This window comes from Cytobacillus depressus, from assembly GCF_008923245.1.
GTDB lineage: Bacteria > Bacillota > Bacilli > Bacillales > Cytobacillaceae > Cytobacillus > Cytobacillus depressus.
Map to the genome: position 1 here is coordinate 80,732 of NZ_WBOS01000014.1, position 22,118 is coordinate 102,849.

Here is a 22,118-nt window from a genome sequence, read left to right on the forward strand (position 1 = left end):
AACATGACTAGCTAGGGTAGGATGAGGTGTTATGTATATTGAAATGAGTAAGCTGACATTCTTGCTATAAATTTTAGGATAGAAAAGAAATTAGGTGTAAAAGATGAGATCAAATGAAATCGAAATACTTGTTAACTGGGGAGATACAGATAAAGCAGGAATCGTTTATTATCCAAACTATTTTAAGTGGTTTGATATTGCTGGGCATCAGTTCTTTCGAAGCTGCAACTTATCACCACAATCATTGGAATTTGAACGAAATATTATTCTTCCGCTCCTAGATGTTAGGTGTTCATTTGAGAAGCCATTATTATATGATGATTTGATCACCATTCATACAGAAGTAGAGGAGATTCGTCAAAAAACGATTAAGCTGCGGCATCAAGTGTTTAAAGGGGAAATACGCACTGGTTTTGGATATGAGCTAAGAGGCTGGGTAAAACAAACTCCTGATGGAATAAAGGCTGTTGTAATCCCTGAAGAGGTCAAAGAAATACTAAGAGAAAATGTTCATACAAACGAAAAGAGCGCAAGATCTAGGTTTAATGCATAATATTTCACAATCCTATATAATGAAAATATTGTAAGCACATTTATTTAATGACAACGGATGGTGAAATCAGTGAAACCAAGGTCTTTAATGTTCACATTATATGGAGAGTATATCCAACATTACGGAGGAGAAATCTGGGTTGGCAGTTTAATTCAGTTAATGAACCAATTCGGTGTTTCAGAATCTTCTGTACGGGGAGCCATCTTACGAATGGTGCAGAGTCATTTACTTCAAGTAAGAAAAATAGGGAATAAAAGCTATTATTCTGTTACTCCACAAGGAGGCAGAAGAGTAGATGATGGAGTTAAAAGGGTATATGCAGCCCCTAGCCAGACATGGGATGGTGAGTGGAGAATTTTGATGTATTCCTTTCCGGAAGAAAAGCGGGATTTAAGAAATGAAATTCGGAAAGAATTGAATTGGACGGGGTTTGGTATGATTTCAAACAGCACATGGGTAAGTCCTAACCCCTTGGAAAAACAAGTTCTCGACATGATTACTACTTATAAAATAGAAGATTATACAATGCTATTTAGTTCATCAACGATCGTTTCCCACGATGATCAAAGTGTGATTGACAAGGGATGGGATTTAGGGAAAATAGCTGATGAATATGGTATATTCATTGATAAATATTCGCCGAAATTTGACGAGTTACGGGAAAAAGCATTGAATAATTCGTTAACAGATTTAGAGTGTTATATAGAACGAACACAAATTGTACACGAATATCGAAAATTCCTTTTTCAAGATCCCGGATTTCCAAGAGATTTACTTCCTAAAAACTGGCCAGGTATGAAAGCAAGAGAATTATTTTGGAATATTCATCAATTAGTATCTATTCCTGCTGTTCGCTTTTTTGAATCAGTATTTGAACCCGCCCCAGATAAAGAAATTCAACCTGAACGTCATAAAGCGATTAATCCTTTTCAAGAGGTTTATGTATAATAGTTTATTGCCCTTTATTTCTGCTAATATAATCCTTGATTTTCAGAGATGTTGAAGGAACAAAGGGCTTTTGATTTTTAAACAGTTATCATCAAACAAAAAAAGAATACGTTTATAAAAAACTGAAAATTTAGATTATAATGGAGGAGCTATGAAAAAAATAGAATTACTAAGAAAAGATCAATTGGCATTTATCATTATTAATCGCCCGGAACAATTGAATTGTTTTGATTACGAATCGCTTGTTCAATTAGAAGAAATCGCAGATGAAATAAAGTTAGACAAAAGTATCCGTGCAGTTATAGTAACTGGCGCAGGAGAAAGAGCATTTAGTGCTGGGGCCGATTTAAAGGAAAGACGAACTCTAAATGAACAAGAAGTACGCCGCAATGTTAACAAAATTCGCAGTGTATTTAATATGATTGAAGAGCTTCCACAGCCGACGATCGCTGCCATTAATGGTTATGCACTTGGTGGGGGCTTTGAGCTCGCCTTAGTTTGTGATTTTCGAATTTCTGTTGAAGAAGCGCAAATGGGATTGACGGAAGTAAGCTGGGCGATTATACCTGGAGCCGGTGGAACCCAGCGATTAAGCCGCTTAATTGGAACTTCAAAAGCAAAGGAATTAATCCTCACTGCAAGAAAAATCACGGCAAAAGAGGCCATGGATATGGGTATTCTAAATAAAGTAGTTGGTCGTGACCAGTTAATCAATGCCGCTGAAGAACTGGCAGGAGAAATGATGAAAAATGGTCCTATGGCAGTTACTCAAGCAAAATATGCAATTAATTATGGAAGTAATGCTGATTTGCAAACAGGGCTGGCGATTGAATCAAAAGCATATGAAGTTATTATTCCTACAAAAGATAGAATAGAAGCTTTAGTAGCATTTAATGAAAAACGCCCACCGCAGTTTAAGGGTGAGTAGTCCACACTATTCAATATATCAATGGTTTCTTGAGAAAAACACGAACAAGTCTGAACATATTCGTAGGAGGAGAAAAATGACCATAGAGAAAATAGCTTTAAATGGTTATCGTATTGGTATTCCTATTCCTTTTCCGATGAAATTTATATATTGCTATCTATATAAAAATACGGATCATTATGTCTTAATTGATGTGGGATTCAACTATGATAAAGCAAAAGTTGCGTGGGAAGAGGCATTTAAGGAGTTAAACATTGACCCTAAAGAAATTAAGACAATTTATTTAACACATTTTCATCCGGATCATTCAGGGCTATCTGGCTGGATGCAGCAATTAACTGATGCAGATGTTTATATGCATGAAATAGATTTGCATATGCTAGAAAGAGTCTGGGGAGAAAATAGTACGCAAACGAAGAATGTGGAGGAAATGAATCTAATCCATGGTGTACCCCACCAATTAAGTAAAGATATTTCAAGTCATATGGATCTTATCATTGACAATGTGCTTCCCCTTCCTAATGTGAAGCCAATTTCTGGCGAAGTTGAGTTTGGGAACCGGATTTGGGAGGTGATTCATACTCCTGGGCACAGCAATGGCCATATTTGTTTTTACCAAAAGGACGAAAAGCTATTAATAGCAGGTGATCATATTCTTGATAAGATCACACCGAATATTAGTTTTTGGCCTGGAGCGAGCCAAACACCGTTACATGATTATATTGATTCACTACATAAAATAAGGTCACTGCAAGTGGAAAGAGCTTTACCGGGGCATGGGATTGTAATTGAAAATGTAAATGAGCGCATTAGTGAATTAATTCATCACCATGAGCAGCGTTTAGCGGAAATGGAGGATCTTGCCCAAGGACGGTCAGCATACCAAATTGCTGAAGATATTTTTGCTCATAAGGAGCTATCTGCTCACCAATGGCGCTTTGCGATCGCTGAGACAATTGCTCACTTAGAGTATTTAACACAAGAAAACCGAATCAAAAGAGTAAACTCTAGCCCAGTTGTTTATAAATAATAAATCAAAAAAGACACCTTTACATTTAATAGGTGTCTTTTTTGTTGTTGCATTTGAATTTCCAAAAATGCATTAGACCGGAACATACCAAACTAAATAATATACATAAATTAAATGTTCGTTTAAAAAACATAATAAGATCGCTTGACAGATATTTCAGAATATTTTATATTACTTAATATAGACGATAAATATAAAAACGTAATAAAAGGAGATGTAATCCATGAGTCAAGCTGAAGTTTTATTGGAAAAGGTTCAAAACGGATTTATGGTAGAACAAATCGAGGACATGAATGAAGAGTACTTAAAAGCTTTAGCTCAAACACTAGTTATAGTAGGTGATACGGAACTTTTAAGTGTTCCTCCACTTTTAACGGTATATGATGAAGCACCTAATCTAAATTATAAGATTACTGCTTTAGCGGTTATGCAAGATGAAATTGGGCATGCCCACATTGCCTATCGTTTATTAGAAGAACTAGGAGAAGACGTTGACGAGCTATTATATAACCGGCCAGCCAACCGCTGGAAAAATCCATATGCTTTTGATTTTAAACTTGATAATTGGTTTGAGCTTGGTGTCTTTAATGGATTATTTGACCGAGCAGGATATACGCTACTTGGTGATGCTTATGAACACACATCATATGGTCCTTGGAAACGAGCACTAGTGAAAGTAGATAAAGAAGAATTGTTCCACTTGCGAAACGGTGAAATTATTATGAAAGCCGGAATGAAAAATCCTGAAACCGCTAAGCAAGTTCAAAAGGCTGTTGATTGGATGTTTTTGATGTCATTAGAGTTTTTTGGAGTAGCAGACGGGCTGAAAAGTCGTTCGGCTCAGCTTGATTATAAATTAAAAGGCAGCACGAATGATGAGCTTAGACAAAAATGGTTATCAACTGCAGTGCCATTTTGTGAATCAATTGGGGTGAAAGTTCCGGCTCATTTTGATGAAGAAAGCGGTAAGTATGTGATTGATGTACCATTCCCATGTAAATTTGACGTTGAAAATAAAAAATGGTTGTATGACCAGCCAGATACTTGGGAAGGTGTCATTGCACGATTTAAAAAGCGGGGGCCTTATAACAATGAATTCGTCAATCGCATTCAAAAGGGAGCGAAAGAGTTTGAGGCAATGAGAGCAGAGGAGGTAAGTTAAACATGGTTGAACAAGTGATCGAATTTGAAACGAAAAAATATTGGGATGCATTAAAAGAAGTATCAGACCCGGAGTTTCCAATCAGTGTTGTAGATATGGGCTTAATCTATGACATTAAAAAAGAAGAAAACAAACTGGAAGTACAGATGACATATACTTCTACAGGCTGTGCTTGTATGGAATGGATTGAAAATGATATCAGAAATCGGCTCCTTAAAGAGGAAGAGATTACTGATGTAGATATTCAAGTCGTTTGGGATCCTCCATGGACAGTAAATAATTTAAGTGAGGAAGGCAAAAAGAAATTAAAACACTGGGGGGTAAGCTCATGATAAAAATAGATGATCAGAATATTGAATACCTTCTGTTTACACGAATCAAAAGAGGAGACGATTTAAAACAGGTCGGTTCATTTAAAGCAACGAATAATGAATTGGCAAAGTTATACGCTCAATATATCTATGACGAAGAGGATTGGGTAGAAATGCAAATTGTACCAAAATCATCAGTAATTACAGTCCGGCTTCCGGAAGCATTGTTTACAGAGCGAGGTGTGGTCTAAATGGCAATTACAAAGTTGATAGAAATTGCAGAAACAATTGCTGACAATAAATTTATTTTAGGAGACCGTTTAGTTGAGGTTGGAATTAGTGGCCCGAACTTAGAGGCAACACTCTCATCAATTGCTATGGCACAAGCAGAGCTTGGCCATGCCAGACTTATTTACAGATGGGCATTTGATTTGAAAGGAATAAATAGCAGTAAAGTAGATATTAAAAATCAAACAGGTAAGGCTTTTTCAAATGCAGTAGAAGTCGATAATTGGATCTCTTTAATTGCCGCGCTTTATACAGTAAGTGTTGCTGCGGAGTTAGTCATTACAGCTATCTTGGAAGCAGATCATCCGCAAATCTCACCTCCTTTTAGCAAGATGCTAAAAGAACAAAACGAGCATCTAGTCTACTCGAAAATTTGGTGTGAGCAACTGTTAATTGAAAAGGGTTCAATTCCCGGTAGATTTAGAACAGCTCTTGATAAAGCTTCACGAGAAGCAAAAAAGTGGCTAGAAACCATTGAAAATGACAAGTTATTAATTACTGAAAATATCATTATTGAAAATACAAACCTTACAAAAAAGTTTAATCATACATTGAAGGAATTAATAGCGGATGGGGTTGCAGCAAATGCATAAGGAAAATCACACTATTCAATGTTCATTTTGCTCCTCTGAAGACGTAGAAAAAATCTCATCCTTCGGAACCGCACAGTTAGTAAGGCAGTATTATTGCAGCAGTTGCAAGAGTGTCTTTGAATATATCCGCTGGCAAGAGACACATGTGAAGAAATGAATCAATGAAAGGTGCAGAATATTATGGCGGAAATTAAGACGATTGGCGTAGTCGGATCAGGGACAATGGGGGCTGGGATTGTACAGCTGATTGTTCAAAGTGGATTTACAGCCCTCCTTTTCGATATTGATAAAGATACAGTAGATCGAGCGAGTGATTCGATTAAATCCAGATTAGATAGAATAGCAGAAAAAAAGAAAGCTAGTATTGAAGAAATAGAGCAGGCAAAGAAGCGGTTATGTACAACCACTGACTTACAAGAATTTTTTAAGTGCCAATTAGTGATTGAAGCTGTTCCCGAGAAGCTAGAAATTAAACGAGCGATTTTTCAACAATTAGAGAAAATTTGTTCACGTGAAACCATATTGGCAACAAACACCTCCTCTCTATCGATTACTCAGATTTCAGGATTAATTCAAGATCCTGAACGAGTAGCTGGATTCCATTTCTTTAATCCAGCACCTATCATGCCCCTTGTTGAAGTCATCAAGGGATTGAAAACATCAATAAACACGGTTGATACATTAGTTGGATTTGCAAAAAAACTTAACAAGAGCCCGGTCATCTGTAAAGATACGCCAGGATTTATTGTGAATCGAGTGGCTCGTCCATTTTACAATGAGGCTTTGAGAATTATGAATGATCAAGTGGCGAGCGTTGAACAAATCGATCGCATTATGAAGAATGCGGGGAACTTTAAAATGGGCCCATTTGAGTTGCAGGATTTAATAGGTATTGATGTGAATTTCGCGACAACACAATCAGTTTTCAGCAGCTTTCATGGTGAAGGCAGATTTCGTCCTCATTACTATCAAGAGAGAATGGTTCAATCTGGTAGTTTAGGAAGGAAAACGGGGGGAGGGTTCTATAGCAATGAGGTCTAAGAGAATTCTAGTTTCTGGAGAAAATGCCTTGGCTAAAGAACTCTTCCGTTCTTTTAAGGACTTCGGATTTGAACATGTATTTATTAATGTTTCTTCAATCGAAGGAAATATTGATATTGCGATTGAGACCGAGAATATCGATCTAAATAGAAAGAAGCAAAACCTAAAATGTATTGAAGAACATGTAGCTTCATCAACACCGATTTTAACGACTTCACTTAGAATTACTGCTACCGAAGCAGCATCTTGGCTATTACATCCGGAAAGAATAATTGGGTTTGGAACTTTTTCAAATTTTAAGGATGGAAATCTAATCGAGGTTGCATCATCTTTACAGTCCGAGCCTCACTATTTGAATGTAGTTGAAGCTTTGTTTAGTGAAATTGGTTTGGGCATAGAAGTGGTGGAGGATGAGGTTGGTCTTGTTTTTCCGCGAATTTTATCGTTAATCATCAATGAAGCCGCTTTTGCATTAACTGAGGGTACAGCATCAGTCCAGGATATTGATGAAGCAATGAAAAAAGGGACGAATTATCCGATGGGGCCCTTAGAATGGGCAGAGAAAATTGGTTTGGAAGATGTGTACGCCGTATTAACTGGTTTGTATCACCAATATGGGGAAGAGAGATATCGACCTTCCCCTCTGATCAGAAAGTTGATACATGCCGGTTGGGCTGGTGGCGCTAATGAAAGAGGCTTTTACTATTATCAAAACTATAAAGCAAGGGAGTATTCGATATGCGGAGCTAGGATTTTAACAACATAAGTCCATGAAATGCAGGAGCGAGACTGCAGATATGGATTAGCCTTTATGTGTATCGGGGTTGGACAAGGAAATTCAACGATTATAAAGAAATTATAAGGTGGAGACAGAATGTTAAAAGATACTTATCAATTATTCATTAATGGCGAATACACAAATAGTAGCAATGAACAATTTTTTGAAACGCATAATCCAGCAACTGGTGAGGTATTAGCAAGGGTTGCAAAAGCGACAAAAGAGGATGTTGATCGAGCTGTTGCTGCTGCTAGAACAGCATTTGAATCTGGGAAATGGCCGAAGCAGCCAGCTGCCAAAAGAGCAAGGCTTCTTAATAAAATCGCTACAATTATGAGAGAACGCTTTAACGAACTTGTTGAAGCTGAGGTCCTAAATAGTGGAAAAACGGTTGCCGCTGCTCAAGGACAAATCACACAGGCCATTGAAGATTTTGAGTTTTATGCAGGTGCGATTACAACATTTGGCGGGCGTACAAATCCGATGCCAAATGGTTTCTTCAACTATACACTTAAGGAACCGGTTGGCGTATGTGCCCAAATTATTCCTTGGAACTATCCATTTATGATGGCTGCATGGAAGATTGCTCCAGCATTAGCGGCTGGATGTACGGTTATTCTTAAGCCAGCTAGTTACACACCAATTACGGCATTTATGATGGCGGATATTTGCCATGAAGCAGGGGTTCCAGAAGGGGTATTAAATGTAATTACCGGCAGTGGATCTGAAATAGGACCGTATTTAACAGAACACCCTGATGTTGATAAAGTTGCCTTTACTGGAGAAACGGAAACAGGCAAAGATATTATGGCAAAAGCCTCTGAAACATTAAAACGCGTAACACTTGAATTAGGAGGGAAATCCGCAAATATCGTCTTCGATGATTGCGATATTGACGGAGCTGTGGCCGGTTCAATTTTTGGCATTTTCTATAACACAGGTCAATCTTGTGAAGCTCGTTCAAGGCTTTTTGTTCACGAGAACATATATGATGAATTTATAGAAAAGTTTATTGAAAAATCGAAAAAACTTGTAGTAGGAGACCCATTTAATAAAGCGACACATATGGGGGCATTAATCTCTAAAAGCCATGAGGACGTTGTAGATGGCTATGTAAAAATTGCGATTGAAGAAGGTGGGGAAATCCTCTATGGAGGCAAACGCCCAGAGGGTCCAGAATTTGATAAAGGTTATTGGTACATGCCAACGATTATCGGAAACGTAACGAATGATATGAGGATTTCTCAAGAGGAAGTATTCGGACCAGTTGTCGTTGTTATGAAATTTAAAGATGAAAAGGAAGTAGTAAAACAAGCGAATGATTCTATTTTTGGACTAGGCTCAGCTGTTTGGACGAAAGATCACGGAAAGGCACATCGGGTTGCATCAAGTTTGAGAGCTGGAATCGTTATGGTAAATAACCCGATATCCGCATTCCCAGGCACTCCGTTTGGCGGATACAAACAATCCGGTTTTGGGAGAGAATTATGTATCGAAACATTGGATTTATATACAGAAACAAAGAGTGTCGTCTCTTATATTGGTGAAAGACCATTGAATATTTTCGGAATTTAGGCATTTATCACTATATTCACAATGAAAACATTTTTTTGACAAAAAGGGGAGTAAAATGATGACAACAGCCAAATTAGCAACTAAAACATTAACGGTAAAAAAAGAAAATGGAATCGCTGAGGTGCATATTCACGTTAATAAAACAAACTCCTATGATCTTGATTATTACCAGGAGTTAAATGCAGCAATTGATGATATTCGATTTGATAACGACATTAAAGTAGCTGTATTAATGAGTGACATGCCTAAATTTTTCTCAGCAGGTGCGAACATTCACTTCCTAAAAGCTGCGGATCCGCGTTTTAAAACGCAATTCTGCTTGTTCTGTAATGAAACATTAGATAAAATCGCACGCTCACCACAAGTATGGATTGCTTGTCTAGAAGGACATACAGTTGGTGGTGGTTTAGAAATGGCTTTAGCATGTGATCTACGTTTTATGGGGGATCAAGCAGGAAAAATTGGTTTACCTGAAATTACGTTAGGTGTATTGGCTGGTACTGGCGGAACACAACGATTAGCTCGCCAAGTTGGCCATTCAAAAGCGCTTGATTTAAACCTGACTGGTGAAACATTATCACCTGATGAAGCACTTAGAATTAATCTTGTAGATCGAGTTTATCCTCAGGAAGAAGTCCGTGAAAAAACGCTAGAATATGCAAGGGTAATTGCGAGCAGTGCTACATATGCTGCTTCTAATATAAAACTTTCGATCATGAATGGAAAAGAAATGCCGCTTAATGCAGCTATTCGATATGAGGGAGAGCTGCAAAACCTATTGTTCCGCTCTCAAGATGCACAAGAAGGATTAAGTGCATTTATTGAAAAACGTGAAGCGGATTGGAAAGGGATCTAATAAAAAGTGTGAGGTACGGGTTTGTTAAAGCCGGTACCTCATAAATATTAGTCTGAGGGGGCCAAATAATGATCGAAACTACCATTCAATATAAAGGATTAAAAGAACATTATAATTCTTCCTATCGCTTTATAGAAGAAATTGTTCAAAAGGGATTAGGGAACAAAGTTGCCATTTATTGTGATGATGAAAAAGTAACGTATCAAGAACTACTCTCACGTGTGAACCAGTTTGGAAACGCCCTCAAGAATATTGGTATAGAACCTGAAAACAGAATGTTGATAGTTACATATGATACCCCCGAATTTGTCGTTTCATTTTTTGGTGCGATAAAAATGGGTGCTATACCTATTCCTGTGAATACAATGATGACCCATGATGATTTTGAATATTTCCTAAACAATAGCCGTGCAAGGATACTAGTTATTCATGAAGACTTTTGGAAGAAAATAGAGAATAATAGAGATCGTTTTATATTCCTTAAACATGTTATTGTAATCGGTCAAGAAAAGAATAGTGAAAAAGAGATTGTTCATTTTCAAGATTTCATTAAGGATTCTTCGGACCAACTAGAAGCATTTAAAACAACTTTCGAAGACCCAGCCTTTTGGCTTTACAGCTCTGGAAGTACAGGAAATCCAAAAGGGGTCGTTCATCTGCAACGAAGCATGGAAAGTGCCTTTAATAACTACGCGAAACAAATTCTGAATATTAGTGAAAATGATATTGCATTTTCAGCCTCAAAGCTTTTCTTTGCCTATGGACTAGGAAATGGAATGTATTTTCCTTTAGGCGCGGGTGGGTCGACTATCCTATTAAAAGATCGACCGACTCCTGATAAAGTATTAGAAACGATTGTGAAGTACAAACCGACAATCTTTTTTGGAGTGCCTACATTATTCGGGTCGATTATTAATCAAGTTGAGAAAACAGGTGTGATTCCTGATTTGTCTTCCGTCAGAATATGTGTGTCGGCCGGGGAAGCACTCCCAGCTACCTTTATTAATAAATGGAAAGAATTATTTAATATTGATATTTTAGATGGGATTGGTTTAACTGAAGCTTTACACATATTTTTATCCAATAGGATAGGAGATATTAAGCCTGGGAGTACAGGCAAGGTTGTACCAGGCTATGAAGCAAAAATTTTAAATGAAAATCAACAGACTGTTTCGGCAAATGAAATTGGCGATTTAGTCATTAAAGGAGAAAGCCTATCCGCGGGTTATTGGTGTAATATTGCCGAAAATCACCGAAAATTCCATGGAGAATGGATGTATACAGGTGATAAATATTACCAAGATGAAGAAGGTGATTTTTGGTACTGTGGACGTTCTGACGATATGTTAAAAGTTGGAGGGATATGGGTTTCTCCTGTTGAAATTGAAGCAACATTACTCCATCATAAGCAGGTTCTTGAAGTGGCAGTTGTCGGAGCTAAAAATGAAAACGGTCTCATTTTCCCGAAAGCATTTGTTGTATTGAAAGATGGTGTTGAACCAACAGAAAGCTTAAATGAAGAGCTGAAACTTTTTGTAAAACAAAATTTAGCACCTTATAAATATCCTAGAGTAATTATCTTCATTTCGGAATTACCAAAAACCGCAACCGGTAAAATTCAACGCTTTAGATTAAAGCTAGAATAAATAACTTTTATGAATTAATCCCCAATAGCCAGTTTGACTGGCTATTTTCTTTTTTTGAAAAACGCGCTTATTAGTATCTATTAAATAAATCAGTATCAAGGTGAAAAGATACATATAAATGACGAAGGGTAAAAAAACATATTTTGTTTCGAAGAAGGCAAATAAAGCAATATAGGTTTTTCTCATCAAGCAAAAATGGAAAGTGTATATGAGTGAGCACAATATATCCTGTAATAAACGGAATATCTGTCTTTAGATATATCAATTACTTTAGAACAATATGTTTTTATTCACCTAAAATTAAATTTCTCTTGTCCAATTTTCTGTCTTATTTATTATGTTTTAGTTCCGAAAGGTTAAAATATGTATTGATAATTTACAATATTACGATTATAATAATCTTTGAAATATTCAAAAAATGTGGAGGTGTTTGTCAAGATAGCGTTTACATTAATAATAGGAGGGTTAATATGAGAAAGTTTACAAGAAACTGGTTTATTTTGATCGTTTGCATTCTTCTACTATCAGCTTGTAGTTCAGGTGCTATTAACACTGCGACAAAATCAGATGATAAGGGTAAAAAAGAAAATGATAGTGCTGATCAAACTATTAAAATAGGTGCTCTACTGCCGGCTACTGGTGTCTATGCTTCACTTGGAGAAAATGTTAACAATGGAATGGAGCTTTATTTCGAGGAACATAACTGGGAAGTAGCGGGAAAGAAAATTGAGATCGTTCATGAAGATTCAGAGGCTGATCCACAAGTCTCATTAAGAAAGCTTAGAAAGATGATTGAACAAGATAAAATCGATATTTTAACGGGACCAATTAGTACGGCAGTTGCTTATGCGATTCGCGATGACGTGGATAAAAACAAACTTCCATTTCTTGTTTCCCATGCTGGAGGAAACGATTTAACTAGAAGCAAACGCAGTGATTATATTTGGCGTTCATCCTTCAGTTCATGGCAAATCGGCCATTCTATGGGCCAATGGGCCTTTAATAACGTAGGGAAAAAAATCTATCTAACAGCAGCTGACTATGCATTTGGTCATGAAGTCGTCGAAGCATTTAAGGAAGCGTATACAAATGCTGGCGGTGAAATTGTTGATGAAGTATATCCGCCGCTAGGAAATAATGACTACTCCTCGTATCTTGGAAAAATGAACAGAGACGATATTGATGGAATCTATGCTTTCTTTGCTGGAAGTGATGCTGTCCGTTTTGTACAACAGTATGAACAATATGGATTGAAAGGGAAAATTCCATTGATAGGATCAGGATGGCTCGTTGCAGAGGATGTTCGTCCACAGCAAGGCAACGCTCCTGAAGGAATCAAATCTTCTATATTCTGGGATTACAGTTTAGAAACTGAAGAAAATAAAAAGTTTGTTGAAGCATATGAAAAGAAATTCAATAAACGACCAAGTATTGAATCCCTAGAGGGATATGATGCAGCTGCAATTATGGCAAAAGCGATTGAATCATTAAATGGAGATGTTTCCGATCCCACAAAGATCGTTGAACAAATTTCATCTGTTGAGCTTATTAGCCCGAGAGGCCTTATTAAATTTGACAAAGACACACATCATGTCATTCAGGATCTTTATATTGTAGAAACAGTAGTAGTAGATGGATCTACTGAAAATAAAGTAATTGATACGATATCTCAAGTTGTTGATCCAGGTAAATAATAAATGCTTTTGGAAAGAGGCAAATTTTGAGTTGCCTCTTTCTTATAATCTAAATGAAGATTAGTGATAAAAGGGGGGTAAAAAATTGAGTACGTTGTTCCTACAGATGATGAATGCTTTAAGCTACGGATTTCTTCTTTTTCTTATTACATGCGGAATTAGTCTAGTATTTGGCATTCTAGGTGTATTGAATTTAGCTCATGGCTCATTGTATGTATTAGGTTCGTATGTTGGGTTCTCAATCATTATGAAATCAGGATTGCCATTTTGGTTTGCTTTGCTGGTCGTTCCATTTGTGATAGCCATAATTGGATTAATAATCGAAATTATTTTACTCCGTCCGACATATAAACTGGGGCATCTGTCGCAAGTCTTGTTAACATTTGGGCTAGCTTATATTTTTCACGATCTTTTTTCAATTATTTGGGGGAAGAATATTTTGGCCGTGAGTCCTCCTGAGATCTTAAACCATTCGGTAGAAATGATGGGGTATATGATTCCCGCATATCGTCTTGCATTAATAGCAATCGGCTGTGTCATTGCCATTTTACTATGGTATACACAAGAAAAAACAAAATGGGGAGCTGTTATTCGGGCGGGGCTATCCGATAAAGAAATGGTTGGCGGATTAGGAGTGAATATTCACTTAGTCTTTACATTAGTCTTTTTCTTTGGCAGTTTACTGGCTGGTTTAGGAGGAGTCCTTGGATCACCAGTGCTTGGAATGTATCCAGGAATGGAGTTTCAAATTCTTATTCTCTCGCTAGTTGTTCTCGTAGTAGGGGGGCTTGGATCAGTTACTGGAACGTTTGTTGCAAGTTTGCTTGTAGGCTTTGTTGAAACATTCAGCCGCTTTTTTGTTCCTGAGCTTAGTTTAATTATTACATTTGCACTAATGGCAGTCGTATTAGTAGTCCGCCCGCAAGGTTTAGTAGGGAGGAGAATATAAATGAGAAAAAAACTGATTCAGGGAATCCTATTATTTTTGATAATGGTGTTCGTACCATTTTTCTTATCCCTTTACTATGTCAATATTTTAACTGAAATATTAATTCTAGGTGTCTTTGCAGTAAGCTTAAATATACTTGTTGGACAGACAGGCCTTGTATCACTAGGGCATGCTGCTTTCTTTGGCGCCGGTGCATATGCAACAGGATTAGCCGCGACAAATATTAGTTCGAATGTTTTTTTTACACTTGCAATTGGCATGAGTCTAGCATTTCTACTAGCGATTGTGATTGGTTTTGTTTCAACGAAAGCACATGGTTTTTACTTTTTAATGCTCACACTTGCATGTTCGCAAATGATTTATTCTATCGTTTATCAATGGACTAAAGTAACAGGTGGCTCGAATGGACTATCAGGTATCCCATCCCCAATATTATTTGGAAGTTTCGAACTTTCTAATCAAGTGTTTATTTACTATTTTATCCTTGTTGTTTTCACTATAGTCATCTTTATTATAAGCAGATTGCTTCATTCCCCTTTAGGCTATGTGTTCATCGGAATTAAAGAAAATGAGGAAAGAATGAAATCAATCGGTTATAACACGGCGTTTTATAAAAATTTAAGTTTTTTAATTGCTGGTACACTTGGCGGACTAGCAGGTAGTTTATATGTTATTTTTAACGGATTTATCTCTCCATCCGATGTGTACTGGACAGTATCTGGTTCCGTATTAATTATGGTTTTAATCGGAGGGGCTGGTACTTTATGGGGACCGGTTATTGGGGCAGCGTTCATCGTTATTTTGGAAACCATTATTAGTTCTTACACGGAAAACTGGATGATGATTATCGGTATCACTTTCATCCTCTTTGTTATCTTTGCGCCTAATGGAATTGCTGGAATTTTCACTAGTATACAACAGGTTTTATTTAACCGTAATAAAGTTGAGGTTGAAAAATCTATCATAAAACCTATAAAGCAGCAAACAAAAATGGATGGATAGGTGGATGGAAATGGAAAAGGAAATAATTCTTTCGCTTCGAGGACTTTCCAAAGCTTTTGGCGGTTTAAAGGTTATTGAAGATATTACATTAGAAGTAAAGGTAGGAGAAAAAATTGGACTAATCGGTCCCAACGGTGCTGGAAAAACAACGTTGTTTAATATGATCGCAGGAGACCTTGCACCTTCAGGGGGAACGATAAGCTATTTTGGTGAATTGATTAATAGTTCGCCAAACTATAAAAGAACACAAGAAGGAATTGTTCGCACCTTCCAAAAAAATAATTTAATGCTTGGGTTAACGGTGAAAGAAAACTTGCTGCTTGTACTGCAGCGGATGAGTAAGGAACATACACAATGGTGGAAACAAGCGAAAAAGGGGAATTATTCTACCTTATTTGAAACAGCGAATAAAATACTTCAAGAATGGGGTTTAAGTGAATATAGCGAAAGTAAAGTTCAAGATTTATCTTATGGAGTACAGAGACAAATAGAAATCATTATGGCAGTAGCCGGGAAGCCAAAACTTCTATTATTAGATGAACCAACAGCAGGGATGTCTCAAGTGGAAACAGACCAGATTATCGGTTTAATCAATAAATTACCATCAGAAGTAACAATTATTATGATTGAGCACGATATCGATGTGTTATTTGGGAACTCGGATCGGGTCATTGTCCTTCATACAGGGAGATTAATTGCTGATGATCATCCTGAAGCGGTGAGAGAAAACCCTGAAGTTAAGGAAATTTATATGGGAAGGGAGGGAGCCGTTCATGCTTAGTTTAAAAGAGGTTAATAGTTATTATGGTGCAAGCCATGTTCTTCACGGAGTAGATTTAGAAGTGAAAAAAGGCGAAGTTGTCGCTCTTCTCGGTAGAAATGGGATGGGGAAAACAACGATGATTCATTCGATCATTGGATTTGTAAAAAAAGTCCAAGGAGAAGTATTGTTCGAAGGTCAGAATATGGCAGGGCTTCAAAGTCACCAAATTGCACGAAAAGGCATTGGTATCGTCCCTCAAGGAAGACGAATTTTTCCTAACTTGACGGTAACTGAAAATTTAACCGTTTTCGCAAATATGAAAGGTGGAGAGTGGGATTTAGAGCGAATCTTTACTTGCTTCCCCCGCCTGAAAGAAAGAGAAAAATCCCACGCCGGCAACTTGAGTGGTGGGGAACAATCAATGCTTTCGATTGGGAGGGCGTTAATGCGGAATCCTAAAATCCTTCTATTAGATGAGCCGACAGAGGGACTTTCACCTTTAATGGTCGGAGAAGTGATGGATGTTCTCTTAATGTTAAAAGAAACGGGAATGTCGATGCTTTTAGTGGAGCAAAACATATCTACTGCTTTAAGTGTTGCTGATGATGTGTACATTATCAGTAAGGGAAAGGTAGTCTATCATGATCACCCCGAAAAATTAAAAAATAATATGGATATAGCATATCAGCATTTGGCCTTAAGTAGCTAGCATTCTTATTGATCAGTTGTATTGATTCCGGTAGTAAAAGTTGAATAGCACGAGTAAATATATAAATTTTTCTAAGATTAATATATTTCTAGTAGGCCAATTCATAAAAACCTGTGGATTGGTCTGTTTTTGAATAAGAAATAAAAAGTGCATTTATACATAAAGACATTCCACTTAAAAATGAGGCTTTAAATTAATCTAGGAGGTAGTAATGAGTAGTAACAAAATATATTTAGGAGTAAAAAGTCTTTCGAAGCATATACAATTAAAGACAATTAGTTCGGGTATTGTTGCAGCTATTTTTGGTTGTACAGGACCAGCATTGATTATTATCGGCGGAGCAGAGGCCGGAGGGTTATCTGATGTACAGACAATATCATGGTTATTTGCGGTTTATTTCTTCGGAGGACTGCTTGGTATATTTTTGGCATTAAAATACCGTCAACCAATTGCTGGTGCATATACAATTGCAGGTGCTGTTTTAGTTGCGGGTTCATTGACGCAATTTTCAATAAATGAAGCTGTAGGGGCTTATCTAGTATCAAGTATTATCGTCTTAATTCTTGGTATAACAGGACTGATTGAAAAGGTAATGCATAGAATTCCAGTACCGATTATCATGGGTATGATAGTAGGAGTAATGATAAGGTTTGCGACGGAATTGATTACAGCAGTAAAAATATCTCCATTAATAGCTGGATCAGCAATTGCTGTTTACCTTTTATCTATTAGGTTTATAAAAGGTTTCCCTCCCGTTTTATCTGCTTTAGTTGTATCAGTTTTACTAGCTGTCTTAACGAAGCAATTTCACTTTCATGATATTAAAAGCGTATTGATTTTCCCTCAAATAGTGATTCCATCATTCAGTTTTAAATCAATTATTTCTATTTCCATTCCTCTTTCAATTCTAGTAATATGCACTGAAAATGCACAAGCAATTGGGGTACTAATGGCTCAGAAGTATAGACCCCCGATTAATCCAATGACCATTTGGAGTGGAATTGGCAGTATTTTTGCTTCTTTTTTTGGTGGTCATGCAATCAATATAGCAGGATCAATGACTGCTATTTGCGCATCAGAAGATTCGGGTACAAAAGAAGGGAGGTATGCAGCAGTTTTTGTGAATGGAACTTTATTTTCAACGTTTGGAATTTTTGCTAGTATCATAGTTCCGTTTATTATTGCAATGCCGGGGGTTATTGTTAGTTCTATTGCTGGTCTTGCAATGATTGGGGTTCTTGCAAGTTCTTTAAAACTTGCCTTTTCCGATAGTAAATTTCAAATGGGAGCTTTATTTGCATTAATTATTGGTATGTCAGGTGTTAACTTTTTTAATATAAGCTCTCCTTTTTGGGCAATTATAGGAAGTTTGATTATTTCAATCATTATTGAAAGTGATCATTTTAAGATAAAACAATCTGAGGAATTGAATGAATGAGTTTTCTATTCCAAAGATCTAGTCCTTATGGGACGGAAGGATGTTAAAGATCCCCTCTACCACAATACAAGCACCTTGACACATTCCCGACTCATTCCCATGATACTTATAAAGAGCAAAATGAAATTGAAAGAAACTATTGTGTATAATGAAAATAAATTATTAAATTGAATGGCTTTCGTTTCTGGAGATGAGATCATGAAAACAATATTAATAGTGGAAGACGAATATCCAATTAATCAAGTATTAAAGGTTTATTTGCAAAAAGCAAATTTCAAGGTGGAACAAGTTTTTCACGGGGATGAGGCAATGGATAGGTTTGAAGCTGTAAATCCCGCTCTTGTCTTACTCGATGTCATGTTGCCGGGGAAGGATGGCTGGACGATTTTGAAAGAAATTCGGGAAAAAAGTTCTTCTCCGGTTATTATGCTTACGGCTCTTGGCGATGTGAATTACCGATTAACTGGCTTGAATGGCGGGGCAGATGATTATATTCCGAAGCCGTTTATTGCAGATGAAGTGGTTGCCAGAGTCCATGCAGTGTTAAGAAGATCCGAAATAAATGGTGGGCCAAAGAAGACTTTTGGTCAGTTACAAATAGATCTTAAATCTCATCGTGTAACAATTGCAGAGGAAGAGATTGAACTTACGCCACGAGACTTATCACTGCTCATGTTCCTTGCCGAGAACCCGAACCAAACTTTTACACGAGAGCAGCTCATTGAGCAAGTTTGGGGTTGGGACTACGAAGGCAGCGATCGGGCTGTCGATTTAGCGATCAAAAGGTTGAGAAAATCGCTGCAAAATTGGCCGGAATCAGAAGGAGAAATAAAAACTTTACGTGGATTGGGGTATCAATTCAGTGTTTACAAAAAGTAATGAGAAAATTTCCTTACTCCGCTATTGGACGAGCCGTTATTTAATTACCTTATGCATCGGCTTGATTGTGGTCGCCATCGTTTCCGCTTTGTGGATAAGGCATACGACATTAGAACATCGATTAAACTTGACGAAGCTTATGGCTCAAGAACTAGCCGACCAAATGGTTTATATAAGTGAAGGCAGGCCTATTCCGAGGGAGAAGATCCCAGGTCTTATAACCAATCGCGGTAAGTTTATGGATATTAAAAGTGACCCATCCATATATGTTGTCGATAATTTTGGAACCGTGCTGGCAACTAATCGAGCTTCCAGTCGAATGTTTCTTCAGTTTCCCCAACAAATACTGGGCTATGAAAAAGATATTCAAAAGTTAAAGCTTCAAGATGAACGTACATTTTATGTTGTAAAAGCGCCAATTAAGTCTGATTACGCTTTATTAGGCTGGGTTTTCATTATTGAAACAGAGGGAAATTTAACGAGAGTCGATCAGGAATATCGGCAATTGGCGATTATGATCATTAGCCTTGCTATTTTGGGGTGGGCAGCGATTTATTTCTTATCGCGACGTTTAGCAACTCCCATTAAAGATGTGGCAAAAGCAGCCAAGCAGGTACAAGAAGGGGATTACAATATTCATCTGCCAGAAGATATTAAGGAGCAGGAAGTATATGAGCTTGTTCATTCCTTTAAGGAAATGTCGAATCGTCTTCAAAAATTAGAAGCGCTGCGTACTGAACTTTTAGCAGGTGTTACCCATGAATTAAAAACCCCGGTTACTTCGATTAGCGGCTTGCTGCAAGCACTAAATGATGAAGTAGTAACAGGTGAAGAAGCGAAGGAATTTTTGTCCTTATCCTTAGTAGAAACGGCAAAAATGAAAAAGTTAGTGGAGGATCTGTTAACCTTTAATACATTTGCAGCCAATGCAGTGCCAGTCACTAAAGAAAAATGCCATATTAATCGGCTCATATCGGAATTAACCCATCAGTGGGAGCTTGTTCAGGAAGATCAGACGATTGAATTATCGGTATCACTGCTTGATATAAGCATTGAGATCGATGTCGATCCCATCCGTCTTCAGCAAATAATAACCAATCTACTAAACAATGCAAAACATGCAATTGAGGGGCATGGAAAGATAAACGTCCAATTATCTGAAACAGTGGATCAAATTCTCATTGATATAAAAGATACGGGTTCCGGCATTCCGGCAGAGGAACAAGACCTCATATTTGAACGTTTTTTCAGAGGCGAAGAGAAAAAGTATAAAGTGAGAGGTCTCGGTCTTGGCTTGCCATTCAGTAAAATGATTGCCCAATCCCTTGGTGGTGATCTCATATTATTAGCTAGCTCACCTGCAGGGACGACCTTCAGAATTATTTTACCGAAAAATGAATATTAAAACGAAAAACTACTGATCCGGTCAGTAGTTTTTTTGTCTAGCTCCAGCGTCTCCCCCCTCGAGGTCACAAGCCAATCCTCCCTGAAAGGTTGAGCTCACCTTTCCGAGAGGCCCGTCTTGTGCTTGTCGGGGGTGAACACTAAGGAAAGCCTCCTAGAATAGTCACAGCAGGAACAATTTGAACTGTAATTGTTCCGAAGACGTTCCGCATTTCTATTCTTGACATCTTCCTGACACATTGAGGATTTAAATTAAGGTTTATAAGGAAGATTTTAAAAGAAAGAAGTGAAACTTATGTACGAAGAAAATAAAAATATAGAACAAGAGCAAACCAATGAATCATACGCAACTAATGAAACCCCTCAGCTTGAGGAATTCACACAAATAAACAAGCAAAGCCGAATTGAAAATAAACCTCCGAAAAGTTCAAAACTAAAAAGCTTTTTCATGACTGTTACGGCTGGTGTCATCGGGTCGGCGGTCACATTGACGGCTGTTCCGTATTTGCCAAACTATCATGAAACGCCAAATGCAGTCGTTTCTCAAAGTAATTCAAATACACAATCATCCAATGTGGATGTGAAGCATGTTTCAGCACCTGTGAATTCACTAGCAGATACAATTGAACAAGCATCAAAAGCTATAGTAGGAATTGATAATTTTCAGCAGCGTGGGAATCGTTTTCAACCGTCCAATGAAGATGTTAAGACTGGTTCTGGATCGGGTGTTATTTTCAAAAAGACGGATGATGCCGCCTATATCGTGACAAATAATCACGTCATTGAAAACGCAGATAAAGTGGAAGTCACATTGAGTAATGGTGAAAAGTTATCGGCTGAGTTAATTGGAACTGACCCTTTATCAGATATTGCTGTCATTAAAATTTCCGGAAAAATAGATGCTGAGCCCTTAAACTTCGGGGATTCATCACAGCTTCGTGCAGGAGATCAAGTGCTAGCTATTGGGAATCCACTTGGACTTGATCTCTCAAGAACAGTCACTCAAGGCATTGTGAGTGCAGTGAACCGAACAATTCCTGTTTCAACCTCAGCCGGAGAATGGGATGTCGAAGTCATTCAAACAGATGCAGCCATAAACCCTGGGAATAGTGGAGGAGCACTTATTAACACATCAGGTCAATTAGTCGGTATTAACAGCATGAAGATTGCCGAAAGCGGTGTGGAAGGATTAGGCTTTGCGATTCCAAGCAATGAGGTGCAAATGATTATAAATGAATTAATCGAAAATGGGCAGGTTGTACGTCCTTATGTCGGAGTCGGCCTAGCCAATCTTGAAGAAATTCCAAGATTTTATGTGCCAAACCTTCCAGATTCCATTACTAAAGGAGCAGTTGTAACAAATATTGATCCAAATTCAGCAGCTGCAAAAGCTGGTATTCAAGTACAAGATATCATTGTTGCCATTAACGGAACTGAAGTTAATAATTCCAATGATTTCCGCAAAACGTTATACAGCAAATACAAAATTGGCGATCAAGTGAAAATCAAATTGTACAGACAAGGAGAATTGAAGACTGTTGAAGTGACTTTAACAAGTAACAAAAAATAAA

The 22,118-nt window shown here is 37.5% G+C and carries 22 protein-coding genes and 2 pseudogenes; all 24 read left to right on the forward strand.

Annotated elements, in window-relative coordinates:
• The first annotated feature begins 103 nt into the window (after positions 1-103).
• The 24 genes and pseudogenes from F7731_RS20110 to F7731_RS20220 all read left to right on the forward strand — a co-directional run bounded on the left by F7731_RS20110 (position 104) and on the right by F7731_RS20220 (position 22,117).
• The gene (locus F7731_RS20110; protein ID WP_151536585.1) at positions 104-553 is read left to right on the forward strand and encodes an acyl-CoA thioesterase; all 450 of its coding nucleotides are present in this window, start codon (positions 104-106) and stop codon (positions 551-553) included.
• 69 nt (positions 554-622) lie between these two features.
• A complete protein-coding gene (locus tag F7731_RS20115) occupies positions 623-1,501 on the forward strand; it encodes a PaaX family transcriptional regulator (protein ID WP_151536586.1) in 879 nt (292 codons plus the stop codon).
• 151 nt (positions 1,502-1,652) lie between these two features.
• The gene (locus F7731_RS20120; RefSeq protein WP_151536587.1) at positions 1,653-2,429 is read left to right on the forward strand and encodes an enoyl-CoA hydratase-related protein; all 777 of its coding nucleotides are present in this window, start codon (positions 1,653-1,655) and stop codon (positions 2,427-2,429) included.
• A 76-nt stretch (positions 2,430-2,505) separates the two neighbouring features.
• A complete protein-coding gene (locus F7731_RS20125) occupies positions 2,506-3,459 on the forward strand; it encodes an MBL fold metallo-hydrolase (RefSeq protein WP_151536588.1) in 954 nt (317 codons plus the stop codon).
• 223 nt (positions 3,460-3,682) lie between these two features.
• Positions 3,683-4,621, forward strand: a complete 939-nt coding sequence (locus F7731_RS20130; RefSeq protein ID WP_151536589.1) for a Phenylacetic acid catabolic protein — start codon at positions 3,683-3,685, stop codon at positions 4,619-4,621.
• A 2-nt stretch (positions 4,622-4,623) separates the two neighbouring features.
• Entirely contained in the window at positions 4,624-4,953 is a 330-nt protein-coding gene (locus tag F7731_RS20135; protein ID WP_151536590.1) for a metal-sulfur cluster assembly factor, read from the forward strand.
• Positions 4,950-5,183, forward strand: a complete 234-nt coding sequence (locus F7731_RS20140) for a hypothetical protein (RefSeq protein ID WP_151536591.1) — start codon at positions 4,950-4,952, stop codon at positions 5,181-5,183. The genes F7731_RS20135 and F7731_RS20140 overlap by 4 nt, the downstream gene beginning before the upstream one ends.
• Positions 5,184-5,813 (forward strand): Phenylacetic acid catabolic protein, encoded by a 630-nt coding sequence (locus F7731_RS20145; RefSeq protein ID WP_151536592.1) that lies wholly within the window; start codon positions 5,184-5,186, stop codon positions 5,811-5,813. It begins immediately after the preceding gene.
• On the forward strand, positions 5,806-5,970 hold the full coding sequence (locus tag F7731_RS27350; protein ID WP_425482030.1) for a PaaD-like zinc ribbon domain-containing protein: 165 nt from the start codon (positions 5,806-5,808) through the stop codon (positions 5,968-5,970). Before F7731_RS20145 ends, F7731_RS27350 begins: the two co-directional genes overlap by 8 nt.
• A 23-nt stretch (positions 5,971-5,993) precedes the next feature.
• Positions 5,994-6,854, forward strand: coding sequence for a 3-hydroxyacyl-CoA dehydrogenase NAD-binding domain-containing protein (locus F7731_RS20150; protein WP_151536593.1), 861 nt, complete (start codon positions 5,994-5,996; stop codon positions 6,852-6,854).
• Positions 6,844-7,551 (forward strand): annotated as a pseudogene (locus F7731_RS20155) (3-hydroxyacyl-CoA dehydrogenase family protein); the annotation flags it as partial. The gene F7731_RS20150 and the pseudogene F7731_RS20155, both read left to right, overlap by 11 nt.
• 45 nt (positions 7,552-7,596) lie before the next feature.
• A pseudogene (locus F7731_RS20160) lies at positions 7,597-7,716 on the forward strand (hypothetical protein); the annotation flags it as partial.
• A 12-nt stretch (positions 7,717-7,728) separates the two neighbouring features.
• Positions 7,729-9,207, forward strand: coding sequence for an aldehyde dehydrogenase family protein (locus tag F7731_RS20165; protein WP_151536595.1), 1,479 nt, complete (start codon positions 7,729-7,731; stop codon positions 9,205-9,207).
• A 58-nt stretch (positions 9,208-9,265) separates the two neighbouring features.
• On the forward strand, positions 9,266-10,063 hold the full coding sequence (locus F7731_RS20170; RefSeq protein ID WP_151536596.1) for an enoyl-CoA hydratase/isomerase family protein: 798 nt from the start codon (positions 9,266-9,268) through the stop codon (positions 10,061-10,063).
• 68 nt (positions 10,064-10,131) lie between these two features.
• Positions 10,132-11,709, forward strand: coding sequence for a benzoate-CoA ligase family protein (locus F7731_RS20175; RefSeq protein ID WP_151536597.1), 1,578 nt, complete (start codon positions 10,132-10,134; stop codon positions 11,707-11,709).
• 470 nt (positions 11,710-12,179) lie between these two features.
• Entirely contained in the window at positions 12,180-13,403 is a 1,224-nt protein-coding gene (locus F7731_RS20180; RefSeq protein ID WP_151536598.1) for an ABC transporter substrate-binding protein, read from the forward strand.
• A gap of 85 nt (positions 13,404-13,488) precedes the next feature.
• The gene (locus F7731_RS20185) at positions 13,489-14,352 is read left to right on the forward strand and encodes a branched-chain amino acid ABC transporter permease (protein ID WP_151536599.1); all 864 of its coding nucleotides are present in this window, start codon (positions 13,489-13,491) and stop codon (positions 14,350-14,352) included.
• The gene (locus F7731_RS20190) at positions 14,353-15,354 is read left to right on the forward strand and encodes a branched-chain amino acid ABC transporter permease (protein ID WP_151536600.1); all 1,002 of its coding nucleotides are present in this window, start codon (positions 14,353-14,355) and stop codon (positions 15,352-15,354) included.
• Between the two features lie 10 nt (positions 15,355-15,364).
• Entirely contained in the window at positions 15,365-16,135 is a 771-nt protein-coding gene (locus F7731_RS20195) for an ABC transporter ATP-binding protein (protein ID WP_151536601.1), read from the forward strand.
• Positions 16,128-16,826 (forward strand): ABC transporter ATP-binding protein, encoded by a 699-nt coding sequence (locus tag F7731_RS20200; RefSeq protein WP_151536602.1) that lies wholly within the window; start codon positions 16,128-16,130, stop codon positions 16,824-16,826. The genes F7731_RS20195 and F7731_RS20200 overlap by 8 nt, the downstream gene beginning before the upstream one ends.
• Before the next feature lie 211 nt (positions 16,827-17,037).
• A complete protein-coding gene (locus tag F7731_RS20205) occupies positions 17,038-18,264 on the forward strand; it encodes a benzoate/H(+) symporter BenE family transporter (RefSeq protein WP_151536603.1) in 1,227 nt (408 codons plus the stop codon).
• Between the two features lie 198 nt (positions 18,265-18,462).
• Positions 18,463-19,143 (forward strand): response regulator transcription factor, encoded by a 681-nt coding sequence (locus tag F7731_RS20210; RefSeq protein WP_151536604.1) that lies wholly within the window; start codon positions 18,463-18,465, stop codon positions 19,141-19,143.
• Positions 19,127-20,548 (forward strand): HAMP domain-containing sensor histidine kinase, encoded by a 1,422-nt coding sequence (locus tag F7731_RS20215; protein ID WP_151536605.1) that lies wholly within the window; start codon positions 19,127-19,129, stop codon positions 20,546-20,548. The genes F7731_RS20210 and F7731_RS20215 overlap by 17 nt, the downstream gene beginning before the upstream one ends.
• A gap of 294 nt (positions 20,549-20,842) precedes the next feature.
• Positions 20,843-22,117, forward strand: a complete 1,275-nt coding sequence (locus tag F7731_RS20220) for a S1C family serine protease (RefSeq protein ID WP_151536606.1) — start codon at positions 20,843-20,845, stop codon at positions 22,115-22,117.
• Position 22,118 lies beyond the last annotated feature (1 nt).

What these genes read in the sequence shown, in the direction of transcription:
- F7731_RS20190 (WP_151536600.1), top strand. Translation starts at nt 14,353, where the DNA reads ATGAGAAAAAAACTGATTCAGGGAATCCTATTATTTTTGATAATGGTG.
- F7731_RS20135 (WP_151536590.1), top strand. Translation starts at nt 4,624, where the DNA reads ATGGTTGAACAAGTGATCGAATTTGAAACGAAAAAATATTGGGATGCA.
- F7731_RS20110 (WP_151536585.1), top strand. Translation starts at nt 104, where the DNA reads ATGAGATCAAATGAAATCGAAATACTTGTTAACTGGGGAGATACAGAT.
- F7731_RS20210 (WP_151536604.1), top strand. Translation starts at nt 18,463, where the DNA reads ATGAAAACAATATTAATAGTGGAAGACGAATATCCAATTAATCAAGTA.
- F7731_RS20145 (WP_151536592.1), top strand. Translation starts at nt 5,184, where the DNA reads ATGGCAATTACAAAGTTGATAGAAATTGCAGAAACAATTGCTGACAAT.
- F7731_RS20120 (WP_151536587.1), top strand. Translation starts at nt 1,653, where the DNA reads ATGAAAAAAATAGAATTACTAAGAAAAGATCAATTGGCATTTATCATT.
- F7731_RS20125 (WP_151536588.1), top strand. Translation starts at nt 2,506, where the DNA reads ATGACCATAGAGAAAATAGCTTTAAATGGTTATCGTATTGGTATTCCT.
- F7731_RS27350 (WP_425482030.1), top strand. Translation starts at nt 5,806, where the DNA reads ATGCATAAGGAAAATCACACTATTCAATGTTCATTTTGCTCCTCTGAA.
- F7731_RS20130 (WP_151536589.1), top strand. Translation starts at nt 3,683, where the DNA reads ATGAGTCAAGCTGAAGTTTTATTGGAAAAGGTTCAAAACGGATTTATG.
- F7731_RS20175 (WP_151536597.1), top strand. Translation starts at nt 10,132, where the DNA reads ATGATCGAAACTACCATTCAATATAAAGGATTAAAAGAACATTATAAT.
- F7731_RS20220 (WP_151536606.1), top strand. Translation starts at nt 20,843, where the DNA reads ATGTACGAAGAAAATAAAAATATAGAACAAGAGCAAACCAATGAATCA.
- F7731_RS20200 (WP_151536602.1), top strand. Translation starts at nt 16,128, where the DNA reads ATGCTTAGTTTAAAAGAGGTTAATAGTTATTATGGTGCAAGCCATGTT.
- F7731_RS20205 (WP_151536603.1), top strand. Translation starts at nt 17,038, where the DNA reads ATGAGTAGTAACAAAATATATTTAGGAGTAAAAAGTCTTTCGAAGCAT.
- F7731_RS20150 (WP_151536593.1), top strand. Translation starts at nt 5,994, where the DNA reads ATGGCGGAAATTAAGACGATTGGCGTAGTCGGATCAGGGACAATGGGG.
- F7731_RS20140 (WP_151536591.1), top strand. Translation starts at nt 4,950, where the DNA reads ATGATAAAAATAGATGATCAGAATATTGAATACCTTCTGTTTACACGA.
- F7731_RS20195 (WP_151536601.1), top strand. Translation starts at nt 15,365, where the DNA reads ATGGAAAAGGAAATAATTCTTTCGCTTCGAGGACTTTCCAAAGCTTTT.
- F7731_RS20165 (WP_151536595.1), top strand. Translation starts at nt 7,729, where the DNA reads ATGTTAAAAGATACTTATCAATTATTCATTAATGGCGAATACACAAAT.
- F7731_RS20180 (WP_151536598.1), top strand. Translation starts at nt 12,180, where the DNA reads ATGAGAAAGTTTACAAGAAACTGGTTTATTTTGATCGTTTGCATTCTT.
- F7731_RS20170 (WP_151536596.1), top strand. Translation starts at nt 9,266, where the DNA reads ATGACAACAGCCAAATTAGCAACTAAAACATTAACGGTAAAAAAAGAA.